The following is a 15,450-nucleotide window of genomic DNA, read 5'->3' on the forward strand; positions in this document are numbered from 1 at the left end:
GTGCCGATTCAATCGGCTGCGGGCTTCCGCCGATGCCGATCCAATGCCTGGATCGAAACGCATCGCGCGGGAGACCACGCATTTCGTGCAAAGGGGTACGCACTGTCGCAAAGACGACAGAGCCGTCGCCTTCCAGACCGCACGCACCCCTCGGGTCAGCCAAGCTCAATCGCGCGGTTTGCGGCCGCCCGGTCCGTGATCGCCACGGAAACCCTTGGAGTCCTTGCTACCAAAGGATTTACGCGGCCCAGCGCCCTCGGCTTGACGACGGACATTGCCCGACTGCCGGAAGGTCTTCGGCTTGCCCTGACCCGGGCCGCCCTTGAAGCGCGACGCGCCCGCGTCCTGACGGGGCTCCCAGGTGCGCCGCGCTGGGGAATCCTCGCTCGTGGCTCCAGCGGCCGAGATGCGCAACGCCTGACCGCAGACGAAGACGCGCTTGAGATGACTGAAGACCTCGCGCGGCATCCCGTCCGGGAGATCGACGATCGAATGGTCGTTCTGGATGTTGATGCGACCGATGAAGCGGCCTTCCAGACCCGACTCGTTGGCAATGGCGCCGACGATCTCGCGCGGCGTCGCCCCATGCTGATGTCCGACCTCGATGCGGTAGCTGACCAGGTTCTCGTTGTCGCGCCGCCCCGGGCCACGCTCCGGACGCGGCGAACGACCCTCGCGCGACTGATTGCGACCCTCGCCGCGACGCGGACGCTCGTCCGACCACTCTCGACGCTGGGGCCGAGGCAGATCTTCCTTGACGTCCAGCGGACGCTCGCGCTGATAGAGATAGGCCAGGGAGGCGGCCACATCGATCATCTCGATTTCCTGCTCCTGACCGATACGGGAGAGCAATCGATAGAAGAAATCGAGGTCCTGCTCGTTCATCGTCTTGCGCACGTCGGCGATGAAGCGATCGATGCGCGACTCGCTGAGCGCCTCGGCGGACGGCGGATCCATCGGCGGCACACTGCGCCGGATGGTACGCTCGATCGCCTTGAGCAAACCGCGCTCGCGCGGCTCGACCAGCAGGATGGCGCGCCCCGAGCGCCCGGCACGCCCGGTGCGACCGATGCGATGCACATAGGCCGCCGGATCGGTGGGGATGTCGTAATTGACCACGTGACTGATGCGATCCACGTCCAGACCGCGCGCGGCGACATCGGTCGCGACCAGGATGTCGAGCTGCCCCTGCTTGAGCCGCTCGACCGTGCGCTCGCGCATCTCCTGGTTCATGTCGCCATTGAGCGGCTCGGCCGCGAAGCCCTGCGCCTTGAGCTTATCCGAAAGCTCCGTGGTCGCATTCTTGGTGCGCACGAAGATCAGCATGCCGTCGAAGGGCTCGAGCTCCAGGATGCGCGTCAGGATGTCGAGCTTGTGAAAGCGGGTGACGATGCAGTGATGCTGATCGATGGTATCGACCGTCTCGGAGTTGGCTGCGATCCGCACCTCGACGGGGTCGACGAGCCGTTCCTGCGCCACCTTGCGGATCGCCGGCGGCATGGTCGCCGAGAAGAGCGCAACCTGGCGCTTTGCGGGCGCCTGGTCGAAGATCCAATCGATGTCCTCGGCGAAACCCATGTTGAGCATCTCGTCGGCCTCGTCCAGCACCAGTGTGCGGATGCCGTCCATCGAGAGGGTTCCGCGCCGAATGTGGTCCATGACACGACCCGGCGTACCCACGATCACCTGCGGGTTGCGCTTGAGATGACTCAGCTGCAAGCCATAGCCTTGACCACCATAGATCGGCAGGACGTTGAAGCCCCGCAGGTGAGTGGCATATTGCTGGAAGGCCTCGGCGACCTGGAGCGCCAGCTCGCGGGTCGGAGCCAACACCAGCACCTGGGGCTGTTTGAGCGAGGGGTCGACCCGGCTGAGCAAGGGCAGCGCGAAGGCCGCCGTCTTGCCGGTGCCCGTCTGGGCCTGACCGAGCAGATCGCGCCCGGCAAGCAGATGGGGAATGCACTGACTCTGAATGGCGGTCGGGGATTCGTAACCGAGATCTTTTACGGCTTGTTCAACGCCGGGCGCAAGACCGAGTTCGCCGAAGCTGATGCTCGTGTCGGGGGTATCCATGGTGGGCCTCGAAGGGAAGGGAGCGTCCTCGAGGCCGACCTAATGCAACCTTTGGGACGACATGCAGAAGAACAGGGTATTATCCGCGCAAAAACGCACTCTGGCAACCCGGTTCTCGCAACAAGCACGACTTCGCACCCTGTCGCGAAGACTCCCGGATCAGGCGATCGTTCTATCCCGGCGGCGACACACCGAACCACGGGGAGTGGTCGAAACGGGAACCGCCGCTTGACCGAGGGGTCTATCGGCAGCAGACCCGTGGCTCTCGGCAGCCGCACAGCACTCGCATCCTCAGGAAGTCATCCCATGTCCGAATCGTCCGGCCCCCGTGGAACCGCCGTTCCCAGCAAACGACTGAGCCGACTCTGGCACCTGGGTCGCGCGACCGGCGATCTGGCCGCCGGCATCGGCGTCAAGGGGCTCGTCGACCTGGCCCGTAGCCGCAACAGCGACCAGCCGGCGCGCATCCAGCTCTCGCCCGATCGCACCCGCCGCTTCACCGACCGGCTCGCCCGCATGCGCGGCGCCGTGATGAAGATGGGTCAGCTCATGTCGATGGACGGCTCCGACGTCTTCACCGCCGAGACGGCAGAGATCATGAGCGCACTGCGCGACAGCGCCGAGCCCATGCCGATGAGCCAACTCGTACAGGTTCTGGAGGGCGAGTACGGCCACGATTGGAACCGCCGCTTCAAACGCTTCGAGTTCACCCCCATCGCCGCCGCCTCCATCGGTCAGGTGCACCGGGCGGAGACGCAGGACGGCCGGCATCTGGCGCTCAAGATCCAGTTTCCGGGCGTGCGCGAGAGCATCGACAGCGACATCGACAACCTGGCCTTCCTCGGCCGCTCGCTCGGAATGGCGCCCAAAGGCGTCGATATCGCCCCCTTTCTCGACGAGGCCCGCCGCCAACTGCACCGCGAGGCCGACTACGCCGCCGAAGCCGAGGCGCTGGAGCGCTACCGGACACTGATCGGCGACGATCCGGATCTCGTCATCCCGAGCGTGCACCAGGACCTCACCACCCACAACATCCTTGCCATGGACTTCGCCGAAGGCGTCTCGATCGACCGTCTCTCCGGCCCGGACTACCGCCGCGCCGAGCGCGATCACGCCGCCGAGTCGCTGATGCGGCTCACCCTGCGCGAGCTGTTCGAGTTCGGCCTGGTCCAGACCGATCCCAACTTCGGCAACTATCTCTACGACGCGTCGAGCGGGCGCATCACGCTACTGGATTTCGGCGCTACCAAACCGGTCTCGCCCGAGCTGGTCGAACGTTTCCGCAACCTGGCCCGCTCCACCATCGACGGCGACCGCGAGGGGATGCGCGCCGCCTGCGTGGCGATCGGCTATGTCGGCGAGGACGATCCGCGCGAGCATGTCGACACCATGCTCGATCTGTTGCAGATGGCCGCCGAACCGCTGCGCCATCCTGGACAATACGACTTCGCCACCTCAGACCTGTTCGAGCGGGTCTATCGAAACGGCCGAGCCATGTTCCATTCGGGCGTCTTCAGCACCGCACCCGCGCCGGAAACGCTCTTCCTGCACCGCAAGTTCATGGGCTCGTTCATGCTCTCGCGCCGTCTGCGCGCACGGGTCAATCTCGCTGAGATGGCCGAAACATTCATCTGAGCGCGGCCGGACTCGCCCCGCGCGGATGTTCGGTCAGAGGCAGGGCGTGGGACGGGCGTCGAGCGGATTCGGCGGCAACGCATGTACGCCATCTCGATCCTCCGCCCGAGACGCAGGATTCACCCAATATAATAGGGGTATCTCGCCCGATCCGATGCACAACCCCTCGGCCGGCATTCTTGCAATAGAGTAGCGACCATGGAACTCAGCAGCTTCGTCTTCTCGGCCATCGTGCTCCTCTCGGCAGCCGCCATCTCGGTCGCACTCTTCAAACATCTCGGGCTGGGGTCGATCCTCGGGCTACTGGTGGCCGGCATCGTCGTTGGTCCGCACTCGCCCGGCCCCTACGTCACGGCGCACGTCGACGACGTGCGCAACTTCACCGAACTCGGCGTGGTCCTCCTGCTCTTCATGATCGGACTGGAGATGCAACCCAAGCGACTCTGGGCGCTGCGCCGCGAGGTGTTCGGGCTGGGGACCATTCAGATCCTGCTGAGCGGCCTGGCGATCTCGGCCTACGTCTCCATCTACGAACCATCCTGGCGGGTCGCGCTTCTGATCGGGCTGACCCTGGCGCTCTCATCTACGGCGTTGGTGATGCAACTGCTCCACGAGCGCGGCGATCTCGCGACCCGTCACGGCAACGCCGCCTTCGCCGTGCTGCTGATGCAGGACCTGGCCGTAGTGCCCATGCTGGCCATCGTGCCGCTGCTCTCCGACTTGGGAACCGCCGCCACGCCACCGTTCGCCGAACAGGCACTGACCGTCGTCGGCATGCTCGCGCTGGTCATCGTCTTCGGACGCTATGTGGTGCCCTTCGCACTCGAGCGCCTGCTGCGCCAGAACAACCGCGAGGCGTTCGCACTGGTCGTCATGCTGGCGGTCTTCCTCGCCGCCTGGGCCATGCACCAGGCCGGACTCTCCATGGCCCTGGGCGCCTTCATGATGGGCATGCTGCTCTCGACCTCGCGCTTCAGCTTCCAGATCCAGGCCCACATCGAGCCCTTCAAGGGGCTGCTCATGAGCCTCTTCTTCGTCTCCGTCGGCATGTCGATCGACCTGCCGGCCATCGCCGACGAGCCCTGGCTCCTCGCCCAGCATGTCCTGGTGATCCTGACGATCAAGCTCGTTGTGCTCTTCGGCATCGCCCTCCTCTTCGGCCTGCCGCGCGGAACCGCAACTCGACTCGCCGTCCTGCTCGCCCAGAACGGAGAGTTCGGCTTCGTGCTCTTCGGCTTCGCCAAGACGCTCGGGATCATCGACTCGCACACCTTCGTGATCGCGGTCGGCGTCATCTCGATCAGCATGCTGCTGACCCCATTGCTGGTGAAACTCGGAGACGCCCTAGCGCGCCGCGCCGAGCGGCGCAAAAACGCACCGGTCGACTTCACCTTCGAGACGACCGGCATTCAGCCCAAGGGACGCGTCGTCATCGGCGGCTACGGTCGGGTCGGGCACACCGTCGCCACCTTGCTGGAGGTCAATCAGATCCCCTTCATCGCCTTCGACAGCAACCCGGCGAACGTCGAACGGGGCGTGCGCGACGGCCGCGCCGTCTTCTACGGCAACATCGGCGATCTGGAGCTTTTGAGGGCCGCTCATGTCGGAAGCGCTGCCCTGGTGATTCTCACCATCGACCACGGACCCACCGCGCTACGCGCGGTCTCGCACATCCGCACCGCCTTCCCACGGGTCCCTGTCATCGCCCGCGCTCGCGACCTGGAGGCCTGCGGCAACCTGCTGCGTGCCGGCGCCTCCCGCGCCTATCCCGAGGCGATCGAAAGCAGCCTACGCCTCGGCGCCGAGGCGCTGCAGATGCTCGGCGTCTCGACCGACGAAGTCGACTCCATGCTCCAGGGCGTGCGCAGTCAGGGATATGCACAGGTCGCCGAGTGAGCGCCTTGCGCACAGACGGAAGCCGGCTGGTTGCCGATCCCTGGCAAACTTATTAAGCTCGTTGGCCGCCTAGCAAAACCGACTCATCGGGGGACCCGTTCGAGATGGAAGAGAGTATCGAGCTCGCACGTTTCAACATGATCCAGCAACAGATCCGCCCCTGGGGTGTTCTGGATGATCGTGCACTGGAGGCGATGACGGAGATCCCGCGCGAACCGTTCGTTCCGGATGCCTATCTCGGTCTGGCCTACTCGGATATCGAAATCCCCATCGGCTCCGCAGCCAGCATGCTGGCCCCCAGGATCGTTGGGCATCTACTGCAAGCGCTGGCCGTGAAACCGGGCGACAAGGTGTTGGAGATCGGCACCGGCAGCGGCTATGTCAGCGCCTGTCTGAGCTGGCTCGGCGCACGCGTGTTCAGCCTGGAGATCGATGCGACCCTCGCCGCCGAGGCCCGCGAGCGACTGGCGGCGCTCAAGTTCGAGCGCATCGAGATCCGCGAGGCCGACGGCCTGGCTGGTCCGGTTGCGGACGGCCCCTTCGAGGCGATCGCCGTGACCGGCTCCATGCCGACCGACGCATCGCTCGACATGCTCAAGGATCAGCTCGCGATCGGCGGACGGCTGTTCTGCGTCATCGGCGAGGATCCGCTGATGCACGCCATTCTGATCACGCGACTCTCCAAGAGAGATTTCCGCCGCCAGCCGCTGTTCGAGACCAGCGTGCCCGCGCTCCGCAACGTCACCGAACCCGCCGGATTCGCGTTCTGACCAACGGCCTCGCGGATACCGCCGAGCCCCATCGCCCGGGTTCGGCGGCCCGCAATCGCCCGTCAAGCATTACCTAGATCAATTCTTGATCTTTACCTGGCTAATAGCGCACACTCCTCCGACCCCCGCTCAGGGGATAAAAAAGTAGTAAACGTCGGAGGACACACGACATGAGCATCAATCAGGCCCAAATGCCGCTGTGCCAACGGGCATCCTCGCAGCTACTCATCATCGACGCCCAGGAGCGGCTTGCCGCCGCCATGGCCAAGGACGAACTGGAAGGGGTCGTCGATAACATCAACCGCTTGGTGACGGCCGCCAAGATTCTCGAGATTCCGGTCTTCGCGACCCAGCACAACTCCAAGGGTCTCGGTCCGATCATCAAGGACATCCGCGACAACATGCCCGAGACGGCGGACCCGACCGAAAAGACCGCCTTCTCCTGCTGCACCGCACCAGGCTTCGAGCGCAATATCTCCTCCCATCCCGAGCGTCGGCAGCTGGTGGTGGTCGGCATGGAGGCGCACATCTGCATCTCGCAGACCGTCTCAGGACTCCAGCGCTGGGGCTACCAGGTCTTCGTCCCGGAAGACGCCATCATCTCGCGCAAGGCCTTCTACAAGCAGAATGTGCTCCAGCGCATGCGCCACAGCGGCATCCAGGTCGTCTGCACCGAATCGGTCGGCTTCGAGTGGATCGGCGACTCGACCGACGCCCAGTTCCGCGACGTCTGGTCGTTGTTCAAGTAAAGGCTTCCAGCCGCCAGCGACTAGCCCCCAGCGGTTATTTTGCCGAGGTCGTCGCCTCTCGAACCTTCACCGAGCCATCAAGGACAGAAAAGTCTGACTCGAAGCTCAGGGGTCTGCGTGCAACGAGCTGGCCGCTGGAGGCTGGCAGCTGACGGCTTTATTCACCAGCGCCTCGTCGATCACGGCCAGCAGGCGCTCCAACGCCCCCCGATTGCGCTCGACCACGGCCTGGCCCTGCGCGCCGACCTCGGCGCGCAGGGCCGCATCGGTCAACCAGACTCCAAGCCGCTCGGCGAGCGCCTCGGCATCGGCGACCCGCGCCGCGCCGCCCGCTTCCAGCATCATCTCGGTGATGGCGGCGAAATTGAAGGTATGGGGTCCGACCAGAATAGGCACGCCCCAGGCCGCCGCCTCCAGCAGATTGTGACCACCGACTGCAACCAGACTGCCGCCGATGAAGGCGACGTCGCCCGCCGCGAGGAAGGCGGGCAACTCGCCCATGGTGTCGCCGAGGAAGACCGAAGTCTCTTCGTTGCAGGCATCCTGATGGCTGCGCCGGACCAGACCGAACCCCTGACGTCCGACCAGGGCGGCGACGCGATCGAAGCGTTCGGGGTGGCGCGGCACCAGCACCAAGAGCGCCTGGGGCAGGCGCTCCAGCAACCGGCGATGGGCCTGCAGCAGCAACGCCTCCTCCCCCTCGTGCGTGCTGGCCGCCACCCACACCGGGCGCTGCCCCCACAATCGGCGTATCGCCTCGGCGCAGTCACGCTGACTGGCGGGCTGGCGCAGATCGAATTTGATGCTTCCGGTGACCCGGACCCGCTCACCCAGCGCGCCGAGCTCGATCAGACGATCGGCATCGGCCTGACTCTGGGCCGCGATCAGGGTGAAGCGCCGCAGGGTCTCGCGGGTGAACTCGGGCACGCGCGCATAGCCCCGGGCCGAACGCGCCGATAGGCGGGCGTTCGCGAGCACGACCGGAATGCCACGCCGCTCGCAGGCCGCCAACAGGTTGGGCCAGATCTCGGTCTCCATCACGATCAGCAACCGAGGACGCACCTGGTCGAGAAAGCGCCCGACGATTCCCGGCAGATCGTAGGGCATGTAACGGTGTGCGACGCCGTCCCCGAACAGCTCACCGAGCCGCGCCGCGCCGGTGGGCGTGGTGGTGGTGACCAGAATGCCCTCATCGCGAAACCGTTCGAGCAACTGGCGAATCAAGAGCCCCGCCGCCTGAACCTCGCCCACCGAGACGGCGTGGATCCAGATTCCAGCCCTGGGCGCACGCCCCCCCAAGGCCAACCGCTCGCCGATACGCCTGCGATAGGCCGGCGCCTTGATGCTGCGCCAATAGAGCCGCAGCAGCGCCAGCGGAAGCATCAGACGCAGGATCAGGGTATAGAGTCCCCGCGTCGCGAGCCTCAATCCCCGTTCTCCATCGGTGCGCTCATCCATCAAGCAGCCAACCGGTCGAGCAGCCCCTGAAGCTGCAAGGATTCGCCGATCATCTGCTCATAGAGCGCGTTTGCTTGGACCTGATTGGCCGCATCGTGTGCCTGTACGATCTGCTTGCCCAATTCGTGCACCCGCTGGTGATGGCCATCGAGTTCCTGGAACGCCGTATTGTCGGCGAACCGCGTCTGACCCGCCCCCTTGTACCAGAGACCGAATTCGCAATGCCGATGATCGGGCAGCGCGCCAGCATCGAGCCGCTCCTGCCCCATCTGGTGCAGCTTGATGCGGCGCACGAACAGCATGTGGGCGATCTTGGCCTTGTGGACGATGCTGTCCAGATCGTTTTCGCAGCGGAAGCGACCCAACGCCCCCTGCAATTCCTGAAAGATCCCCATCAGGCGCCCCGCCGTCTCCTCGGCGCGTCTGGACTGGTGCAGCGACTCCTGAGTCAGCGCATTAATCTCGGCGATGTCGCGGGACACCTCGCTGTTGGTCACGGCGAGTTCCTCGGCCGCGGCGGCGATCTGATCGATCTCGGAGCTGACCGCCCGCGCCCCGTCGAGGATGTCGCTCAAGGCAGCCCCCGAGCGTACCGCCGCATCCGAGCCCTGCTCGGCCTCAGTCAGCCCCTGGTGCATGGAATCCACGGCGGTGGCCGTCTCCGCCTGGATCGACTGAATCATCTCGCCGATCTCCTGGGTCGCCCGGTTGGTGCGGTTCGCCAAGGCGCGGACCTCGTCCGCCACCACCGCGAATCCACGTCCCAGCTCGCCCGCGCGCGCCGCCTCGATCGCCGCGTTCAACGCCAGGAGATTGGTCTGATCCGCGATCTCCTTGATGGTGCCGACGATGGTGCCGATTTGTTGGGATCGAACCCCCAGCCCCTCCACCACCTCGGCCGAATCGCGCACGCGCGCGGCGATGGCCTGCATGGTATCGACCGTCTCCCGAACCACCTCGGCCCCCTGCGCGGCGGTCTGGCTCGCCTGGCGCGAACGCTCGGCCACGTTACTGCAGCTCTGGGCGATGCTCGCGGTCGTCATCGTCATCTGCTCGGTCGCCGCCGCCATGCCATTCATGCGGTCGGCGGACTGCTCCACCCGCACCAGCGCCTCGCGCGACTCGACCTCCAGATGGAAAACCGTGTCGATCGCCTCGGCGCTGTGACCATGAACGCGCCGAACGACGCCCCGAATGCCCGCCGTGAAGGTCTCCAGCGCGCGGGCCACCTGGCCCAGTTCATGCCGATCGTGCACCTCCAGAGCATCGGGCATGCTCCCGCCACCCTTGGCGAGATCGCCCAGCACCGCGCCCAACTCATGCAACGGCCGGGTGATCGAGCGCACGATAGCGAACAGTGCCAGTGTCAGCAGCAACACGAAGACGGGCATGGTCGTATGCAAGAGACCGAGAAGCCGATCGAATTCGGCCAGCATCTCACGCGCCTGCCCATCGACCTGGGCCGCCTGGTCGAACGCCTCGTGAGACATGCGTTCGAGTCCGCCGATCGAGAGCACCACCGCGCCGTACATTCCCAGCACGAAGACGATGACGATGGCATAGATCAGATACAGCCGGTGGGAAACCTTCAAGGCCACGAAGGGATTCATGTTGCGTTCCTATCGAATGGGATTCGGAGCGGAGAACCAGGCCTACCACATCGCCTAAAGGGCATGAGTCGACCAGGAAGTTAACTGTCGCGGATGGCCCCGATGATACGGCTGGTCGAACGTCCTGGAAGAAACTCCAAGACCCGCACCTCGCCGCCATTGGCCCGGACGCACTCGGCCCCAGCGATCTGGTCCGGGCGATAGTCCCCGCCCTTGACCAGCAGATCCGGCTTGACCCGGCAGATGAGCGATTCCGGTGTGTCCTCGCCGAAGGCGCACACCCAGTCCACCGAGGCCAAACCCGCCAATACCGCCATGCGCTGCTCGACCCCGTTGATCGGCCGGCCCTCACCCTTGAGACGCCGCACCGACGCGTCGTCGTTGACCGCGACGATGAGCCGATCGCCCATCCGCCGCGCCTGCTGAAGATAGGCGACATGGCCCTCATGGAGGATGTCGAAACAGCCGTTGGTCATAACCAAACGCTCGCCGCGCGCCTGCGCCTCGCCCGCCGCCGCGACCAACGCCTCCTGATCGAGGATGGCGTGCCACTCGGCGCCCAGATAGGCGCGCTCCAGCTCTCTCGCCCCAACGGTCGCCGTGCCCAGTTTGCCGACCGCGAGCCCGGCGGCGCAATTGGCCAGGGCGCAGGATTCCTCGATTTCCACCCCAGCCGCCAGCGCCGCAGCCAAGGTCGCGATCACCGTATCGCCCGCGCCGGTCACGTCGAAGACCTCGCGCGCCTGGGTCGGCAGATGCAGCGCCTCGGCAGCGGCGCGCACCAGCAGCATGCCACGCTCGCCGAGCGTCACCAGCATGGCGTCCAGATCCAGTTCGGCGCGCAGATTGCGTGCCCGCTCGACCAGAACGGCGTCGTCGCTACAGACACCCACGACCTCTTCCAGTTCACTCCGATTCGGAGTCAACAGGGTCGCACCCCGATAGCGGAGAAAATCGCGCCCCTTTGGATCGACCAGGACCGGCCTGCCCAGCTCGCGCGCGAGCCGGATCAGCGCCTGCGGATCGGACAGCGTGCCCTTGGCATAATCGGACAACAGCAGCAGATCCGCCTCCGCCAGCAACTCGGCCACCAGGGACCGCAACGGATCCTCGCCGAGCGGGGTCAGCGGCTGCTCGAAATCGAGCCGGATCAACTGCTGATGGTGACTCAACACCCGCAGCTTGGTGATGGTGGGTAGATCCGCGCGCCGATGCAGTCGGGTCTCGATGGAGTGGTCGGCGAGCCGCTCGGCCAGGATATCGGCCGCCTCGTCCGCACCGGTGACGCCCGTCAGCAGGGTCCGCGCGCCCAGCGCCGCCAGATTGAGCGCCACGTTAGCCGCCCCGCCCGGCCGATCCTCGACCCGATCCACATGCACCACGGGCACCGGCGCCTCCGGCGAAATACGCCGCGTCGCGCCGGTCCAATAGCGGTCCAGCATCAGGTCGCCCGCCACCAGGACGCAGGCACGGGAGAAATCGGGGAAGAACGATGATCGGGTAGCGTTCAAGGCCGGAATGTCTCAGCGCAGAAAGGCGATCAGTCTAGCTTGAGGCCAAGCACTCTGACCAGAACAGGCCGGCCCGTCACACACGGAAGCAATCGCGCCAACCCAGGATTCCGCTGCGCTCCATCCAGGCTACTCGCTACCTACGGGCGAGCGTGGCGCGCCATTCGGCCAACGCCGGCTTAGGCGCGTTCTTGATGGCGAGCTTCCACCAATAACCGGCCAGGTTGTCGCCGTAAGAGATGGCCTTGCGCGGCAGAACCAGCGGATGGTCGAGCGAGGTGGCCGCACCGCGCAGACAGGTGGTGGCGCTGCGATAGCCCGCCTCGGCGGCCAAATGAACCGTCTCCAGATCGAAGCTGCCGAAGGGATAGCAGAGATGCTCGACCGGCTCGCCGAGCACGTCCTCCAGCGCCGACTTGCTCTCTGAGAGCTCGCGCGCCTTGGCCGCCCGGTCGACCTCGGCGAGCTTCACATGGTTGAGCGTATGGGACCCAACGGTGATTCCGGCCGAGCGCATAGACCGCAGCCGTTCGCCGCTCATCAGGGTCGGAATCGGTCGACCGGGATCCTTGCCGAACCACTCGGCCCCGCGTCCGAGCCAGCCGCCGATGGCATAGAGCACCGCCGGAAAGCCGTGCCGCTGCAGCACCGGCAGGGCATGGTCGGCGAAGTTGTCGTAGGCGTCGTCGAAGGTGAGCACCACCGCCCTGGACGGCGTCGGACGCTCCCCGCTCAGACAGGACAGTGCCTCCTCCAGCCCGAGCACCGAATAACCGAACCGGTCCAGGAATGCCATCTGGTGCGCGAACTGACGGCGATCGCAGTAATTCGCCCGATGCGCCTTCATCGGCGCGAACTCGCCGACCTGGTGGTACATCAGGATCGAAAGGCCCGGCGAGTCGGTCATGCCGATCCCTCTCGCAGCGCCGCCAGCAACCCTTGCAGCAGATCCATCGGCGCCGGCGGACAACCGGAGATCTTCACGTCCACCGGGATGACGTTCTCCACCGCCCCGCAGCTCGCGTAGGAGACACCGAACTCGCCGCCGGTACAGGCGCATTCGCCCGCAGCGATGACGAACTTGGGCGAGGGCGTCGCGCGCCAGGTGCGGCGCAGGGCGGTCTCCATGTGACGCGAGACCGGACCGGTCACCAGCAGCGCATCGGCATGACGGGGCGAGGCGACGAAGTGGACGCCGAACCGCTCGATGTCGTGATAGGGATTGTTGAGCGCATGGATCTCCAGCTCGCAGCCGTTGCAGGAGCCCGCATCCACCTGGCGAATCGCCAGACTGCGTCCGAAGCGGGCATCGATGCGCCGGCGCAGCTCGACGCCGATGCGCTCCAGTTCGGCATCTGTGGGGTCCGAAACCGGCTCGGTGACGACGCCGGGGGTGAGCGATTGTTTGAGAATACGGAACATGGTCGGAGTATCCGGGATATACCTATTGCGAGCTTGATGATCGATCAATCTGCGCGAGTCGTGCCTCGCTCTCCCGCAGCGTCTTCTCGGTCCACCACGCGTTCGTCATCGGCCGGACCAGCGCGCAACTGCACTCGACGCCATCGAGATCGAGATGCTGGCTGAAGATATCGACCGGAGTGATCGAGCCGTCGCGGTGGCAATGGCGAGTGAGATACTCGGGGCAACCAAAGAGACCGAGCCCGCTGCATCGGTTCGTGCCCCAACGCGGGCGTCCATGCCCATCGCCCAGTGGATCAGCCGTCGTTTGACGAGCTGAATCGGTTCAGCGAGGCAATGTGCGGTGCAGGTCGCTTGGAAGGCGACGGCATCGGTTTCGGGGATCCCGAAGGTCAGATGGACCAGAGGACCGGCCTCCTCGTTCGCGGCGCCTTCCGTAAGGCGATGACATCGCTATTCAGGGTCAGGCTCCATTGGCGCTACGACTCGGACGGCTCCTGGACGTCCTCGTCGAGGATCTCGCCGTCACCGCAACGATCCAGGATCTCGTCATCCGTCCCGTCAGCGGCATAACCGAAGACAAAGCCCTCCGTGCCCTTGCTCCACCAGCCCCAAGGCACGTCTGAGCCGCCGAACTTGGCACCGCTGCCCGAACGCACGGGTACGAGCGTCAGCACCTGATCGCGATACTGGACCCGCATGGTGTCGGTTTGCGGGTCATAGGCACTGATAAGCGTTGCGCCGCTCTCGCATCGATAGGCATATCGGTCGATGTGGCTCGGCGGTTGGGCGCAAGCCGTGCCCGCGAGAATCGCCTGGATCAGGACGACCGATACCCATTTCAGACGCCGGGGATGTGATTCCATCGCGTATCTCCGAGTTCGACACTGGCGGTTGTCATGATTCTCCAGCCAGGCAAGAAAGAACAATGATCGGCTCCGTTGCCGATGGCGCGGTCTTCAATCCAAAGTGGAACAAGGTATGCGAGCTATTCGATCGGAGCAAATCCAGACAGAATTCTAGCTTCCGAATACACTTGACCGATCCGGGGACAGCCAAATGCCCTGGTGGATCCATCTCCGGTGGAGTCGACGAACAGGTTGAGAGTCTCTGCGGGGGAGCTGCTGTAGAGCCATACTGGAATTTCAGACATACGGCGCAATACGCTGCGCTATTGCGCCCTACGGCGCTTTATGCGATCGACTGTATTCGCATGTCTCGCAGTTTCCACTCCATCTCGACCTGGGTGACTGGACCGCCACTAGGGCTAACATGATTTTGAGCAATTGCACGGCTCGATATTTCAAAACCTAATTTTTCGAATATTGCAACGTTCCCAGTCTCCTCGATAGCACACAAGACCAACGTCGGCAGACCATTTCTCTTTGCTATCTCTCCGGCTGCCAGCACAAGAGCACGACAGACACCCTGACCGCGATATCGGGAATGAACTGCGATGCCCTGTAGATAGACATGATGCTCCTTCTGAATATATTCAGCCGTGCCAACAAGTGCGCTTCCATTTAGTGCAACAAGCACGCCGGTCGCTTCAACAGCACATCTTCCGCCACTGGCTCGCGGCTGGTAGGTTCTGCGAAGATCCTGAGTCGCTGCCTCTAAGAGTTCGAGCCGCGCAGACGCCTCTTCCTTCAACATCTCTCTTACTGAAATGTCCATTTCATATTCTCCATAAATAACGAATTATTTTATGTAATTTCTCTCTTCGATTCCTCCGGCCGAGTTCAGTCGTTACGGATACTGCCAACCGGAAATCGTCCCTGGAACTCCGTCGATAATGGTTGACGCAACGTTGATTTCAAGACGCGCCCTCGATATCGCTCTATAGTGCTTTTATAAGCCACTCGCCCGCCGAAGGGCAATGAGGTCACAACCGACTATCGCCTCAAGGTTTTCAGTAATTTTTTCCGCACACCAATCCCACCAAGCGATCTCTAACAGCTCGCTAATTACACTTTCATCGAATCGATACTTGATGACCTTGGCTGGATTACCACCTACAACAGCATAAGCGGGGACATCATTCACCACGACCGACTTGCTCGCTATGATCGCACCACTACCAATTTTGACTCCCGGCATAATTGTAGATTCATAGCCAATCCAAACATCATTCCCAATTTCCGTGTCGCCTTTGAAGGGTAGCTCTCCCTCTTTTGGCATCACCTTCTCCCATCCATTGCCGAATATTTGGAATGGGTATGCAGAAAAGCCAGAAACCTTATGATTGGCACCATTCATACTCAACAACCACCAGCTAAAGCTGGTGGGTTGAAGCTACGGACTGAAAGTCCGGATACGGGTCGAT

The 15,450-nt window shown here is 64.0% G+C and carries 12 protein-coding genes and 1 pseudogene; 4 read left to right on the plus strand and 9 right to left on the minus strand.

Annotation, left to right across the window (positions count from 1 at the left end):
• Positions 1-165 precede the first annotated feature (165 nt).
• On the minus strand, positions 166-2,073 hold the full coding sequence (locus ACFSJC_RS05060; protein WP_386024143.1) for a DEAD/DEAH box helicase: 1,908 nt from the start codon (positions 2,071-2,073) through the stop codon (positions 166-168).
• Between the two features lie 306 nt (positions 2,074-2,379).
• Between ACFSJC_RS05060 and ACFSJC_RS05065 the strand changes: the two genes are divergently transcribed.
• The 4 genes from ACFSJC_RS05065 (at position 2,380) to ACFSJC_RS05080 (ending at position 7,123) form a co-directional block, all read left to right on the plus strand.
• On the plus strand, positions 2,380-3,708 hold the full coding sequence (locus ACFSJC_RS05065) for an ABC1 kinase family protein (RefSeq protein WP_386024146.1): 1,329 nt from the start codon (positions 2,380-2,382) through the stop codon (positions 3,706-3,708).
• Between the two features lie 198 nt (positions 3,709-3,906).
• Entirely contained in the window at positions 3,907-5,604 is a 1,698-nt protein-coding gene (locus ACFSJC_RS05070) for a cation:proton antiporter domain-containing protein (RefSeq protein WP_386024149.1), read from the plus strand.
• A gap of 104 nt (positions 5,605-5,708) precedes the next feature.
• Positions 5,709-6,374: a protein-L-isoaspartate O-methyltransferase family protein gene (locus tag ACFSJC_RS05075; protein WP_386024151.1), complete on the plus strand. Its 666-nt coding sequence runs from the start codon at positions 5,709-5,711 to the stop codon at positions 6,372-6,374.
• A gap of 170 nt (positions 6,375-6,544) precedes the next feature.
• Positions 6,545-7,123, plus strand: coding sequence for an isochorismatase family protein (locus ACFSJC_RS05080; protein ID WP_386024154.1), 579 nt, complete (start codon positions 6,545-6,547; stop codon positions 7,121-7,123).
• A 105-nt stretch (positions 7,124-7,228) separates the two neighbouring features.
• Here ACFSJC_RS05080 and waaA read toward each other — a convergent pair whose 3' ends face one another.
• From waaA to ACFSJC_RS05120, 8 genes and pseudogenes are all read right to left on the minus strand, one after another.
• Positions 7,229-8,581, minus strand: a complete 1,353-nt coding sequence (gene waaA, locus ACFSJC_RS05085; RefSeq protein ID WP_386024157.1) for a lipid IV(A) 3-deoxy-D-manno-octulosonic acid transferase — start codon at positions 8,579-8,581, stop codon at positions 7,229-7,231.
• Positions 8,581-10,191 carry a methyl-accepting chemotaxis protein gene (locus tag ACFSJC_RS05090; protein ID WP_386024160.1) on the minus strand — a complete coding sequence of 537 codons (1,611 nt, stop codon included), beginning with the start codon at positions 10,189-10,191 and terminating at the stop codon, positions 8,581-8,583. The genes waaA and ACFSJC_RS05090 overlap by 1 nt, the downstream gene beginning before the upstream one ends.
• Before the next feature lie 80 nt (positions 10,192-10,271).
• Positions 10,272-11,702, minus strand: coding sequence for a bifunctional D-glycero-beta-D-manno-heptose-7-phosphate kinase/D-glycero-beta-D-manno-heptose 1-phosphate adenylyltransferase HldE (hldE, locus tag ACFSJC_RS05095; RefSeq protein WP_386024162.1), 1,431 nt, complete (start codon positions 11,700-11,702; stop codon positions 10,272-10,274).
• Between the two features lie 136 nt (positions 11,703-11,838).
• On the minus strand, positions 11,839-12,609 hold the full coding sequence (locus tag ACFSJC_RS05100) for a polysaccharide deacetylase family protein (RefSeq protein ID WP_386024165.1): 771 nt from the start codon (positions 12,607-12,609) through the stop codon (positions 11,839-11,841).
• On the minus strand, positions 12,606-13,124 hold the full coding sequence (locus ACFSJC_RS05105) for an NADH-quinone oxidoreductase subunit B family protein (RefSeq protein WP_386024168.1): 519 nt from the start codon (positions 13,122-13,124) through the stop codon (positions 12,606-12,608). The genes ACFSJC_RS05100 and ACFSJC_RS05105 overlap by 4 nt, the downstream gene beginning before the upstream one ends.
• Positions 13,125-13,603: 479 nt before the next feature.
• Positions 13,604-13,990 carry an MliC family protein gene (locus tag ACFSJC_RS05110; protein ID WP_386024171.1) on the minus strand — a complete coding sequence of 129 codons (387 nt, stop codon included), beginning with the start codon at positions 13,988-13,990 and terminating at the stop codon, positions 13,604-13,606.
• 325 nt (positions 13,991-14,315) lie between these two features.
• A complete protein-coding gene (locus tag ACFSJC_RS05115; RefSeq protein ID WP_386024174.1) occupies positions 14,316-14,801 on the minus strand; it encodes a GNAT family N-acetyltransferase in 486 nt (161 codons plus the stop codon).
• A gap of 174 nt (positions 14,802-14,975) precedes the next feature.
• Positions 14,976-15,383: pseudogene (locus tag ACFSJC_RS05120) on the minus strand (CatB-related O-acetyltransferase); the annotation flags it as partial.
• Positions 15,384-15,450: the final 67 nt, after the last annotated feature.

Source organism: Thiorhodococcus fuscus, from assembly GCF_042682685.1.
Lineage (GTDB): Bacteria > Pseudomonadota > Gammaproteobacteria > Chromatiales > Chromatiaceae > Imhoffiella > Imhoffiella fuscus.

Coding starts and splice junctions, on each gene's coding strand:
- ACFSJC_RS05060 (WP_386024143.1), bottom strand. CDS start 2,073: ATGGATACCCCCGACACGAGCATCAGCTTCGGCGAACTCGGTCTTGCG.
- ACFSJC_RS05065 (WP_386024146.1), top strand. CDS start 2,380: ATGTCCGAATCGTCCGGCCCCCGTGGAACCGCCGTTCCCAGCAAACGA.
- ACFSJC_RS05070 (WP_386024149.1), top strand. CDS start 3,907: ATGGAACTCAGCAGCTTCGTCTTCTCGGCCATCGTGCTCCTCTCGGCA.
- ACFSJC_RS05075 (WP_386024151.1), top strand. CDS start 5,709: ATGGAAGAGAGTATCGAGCTCGCACGTTTCAACATGATCCAGCAACAG.
- ACFSJC_RS05080 (WP_386024154.1), top strand. CDS start 6,545: ATGAGCATCAATCAGGCCCAAATGCCGCTGTGCCAACGGGCATCCTCG.
- waaA (WP_386024157.1), bottom strand. CDS start 8,581: ATGGATGAGCGCACCGATGGAGAACGGGGATTGAGGCTCGCGACGCGG.
- ACFSJC_RS05090 (WP_386024160.1), bottom strand. CDS start 10,191: ATGAATCCCTTCGTGGCCTTGAAGGTTTCCCACCGGCTGTATCTGATC.
- ACFSJC_RS05100 (WP_386024165.1), bottom strand. CDS start 12,609: ATGACCGACTCGCCGGGCCTTTCGATCCTGATGTACCACCAGGTCGGC.
- ACFSJC_RS05105 (WP_386024168.1), bottom strand. CDS start 13,124: ATGTTCCGTATTCTCAAACAATCGCTCACCCCCGGCGTCGTCACCGAG.
- ACFSJC_RS05110 (WP_386024171.1), bottom strand. CDS start 13,990: ATGGAATCACATCCCCGGCGTCTGAAATGGGTATCGGTCGTCCTGATC.
- ACFSJC_RS05115 (WP_386024174.1), bottom strand. CDS start 14,801: ATGGACATTTCAGTAAGAGAGATGTTGAAGGAAGAGGCGTCTGCGCGG.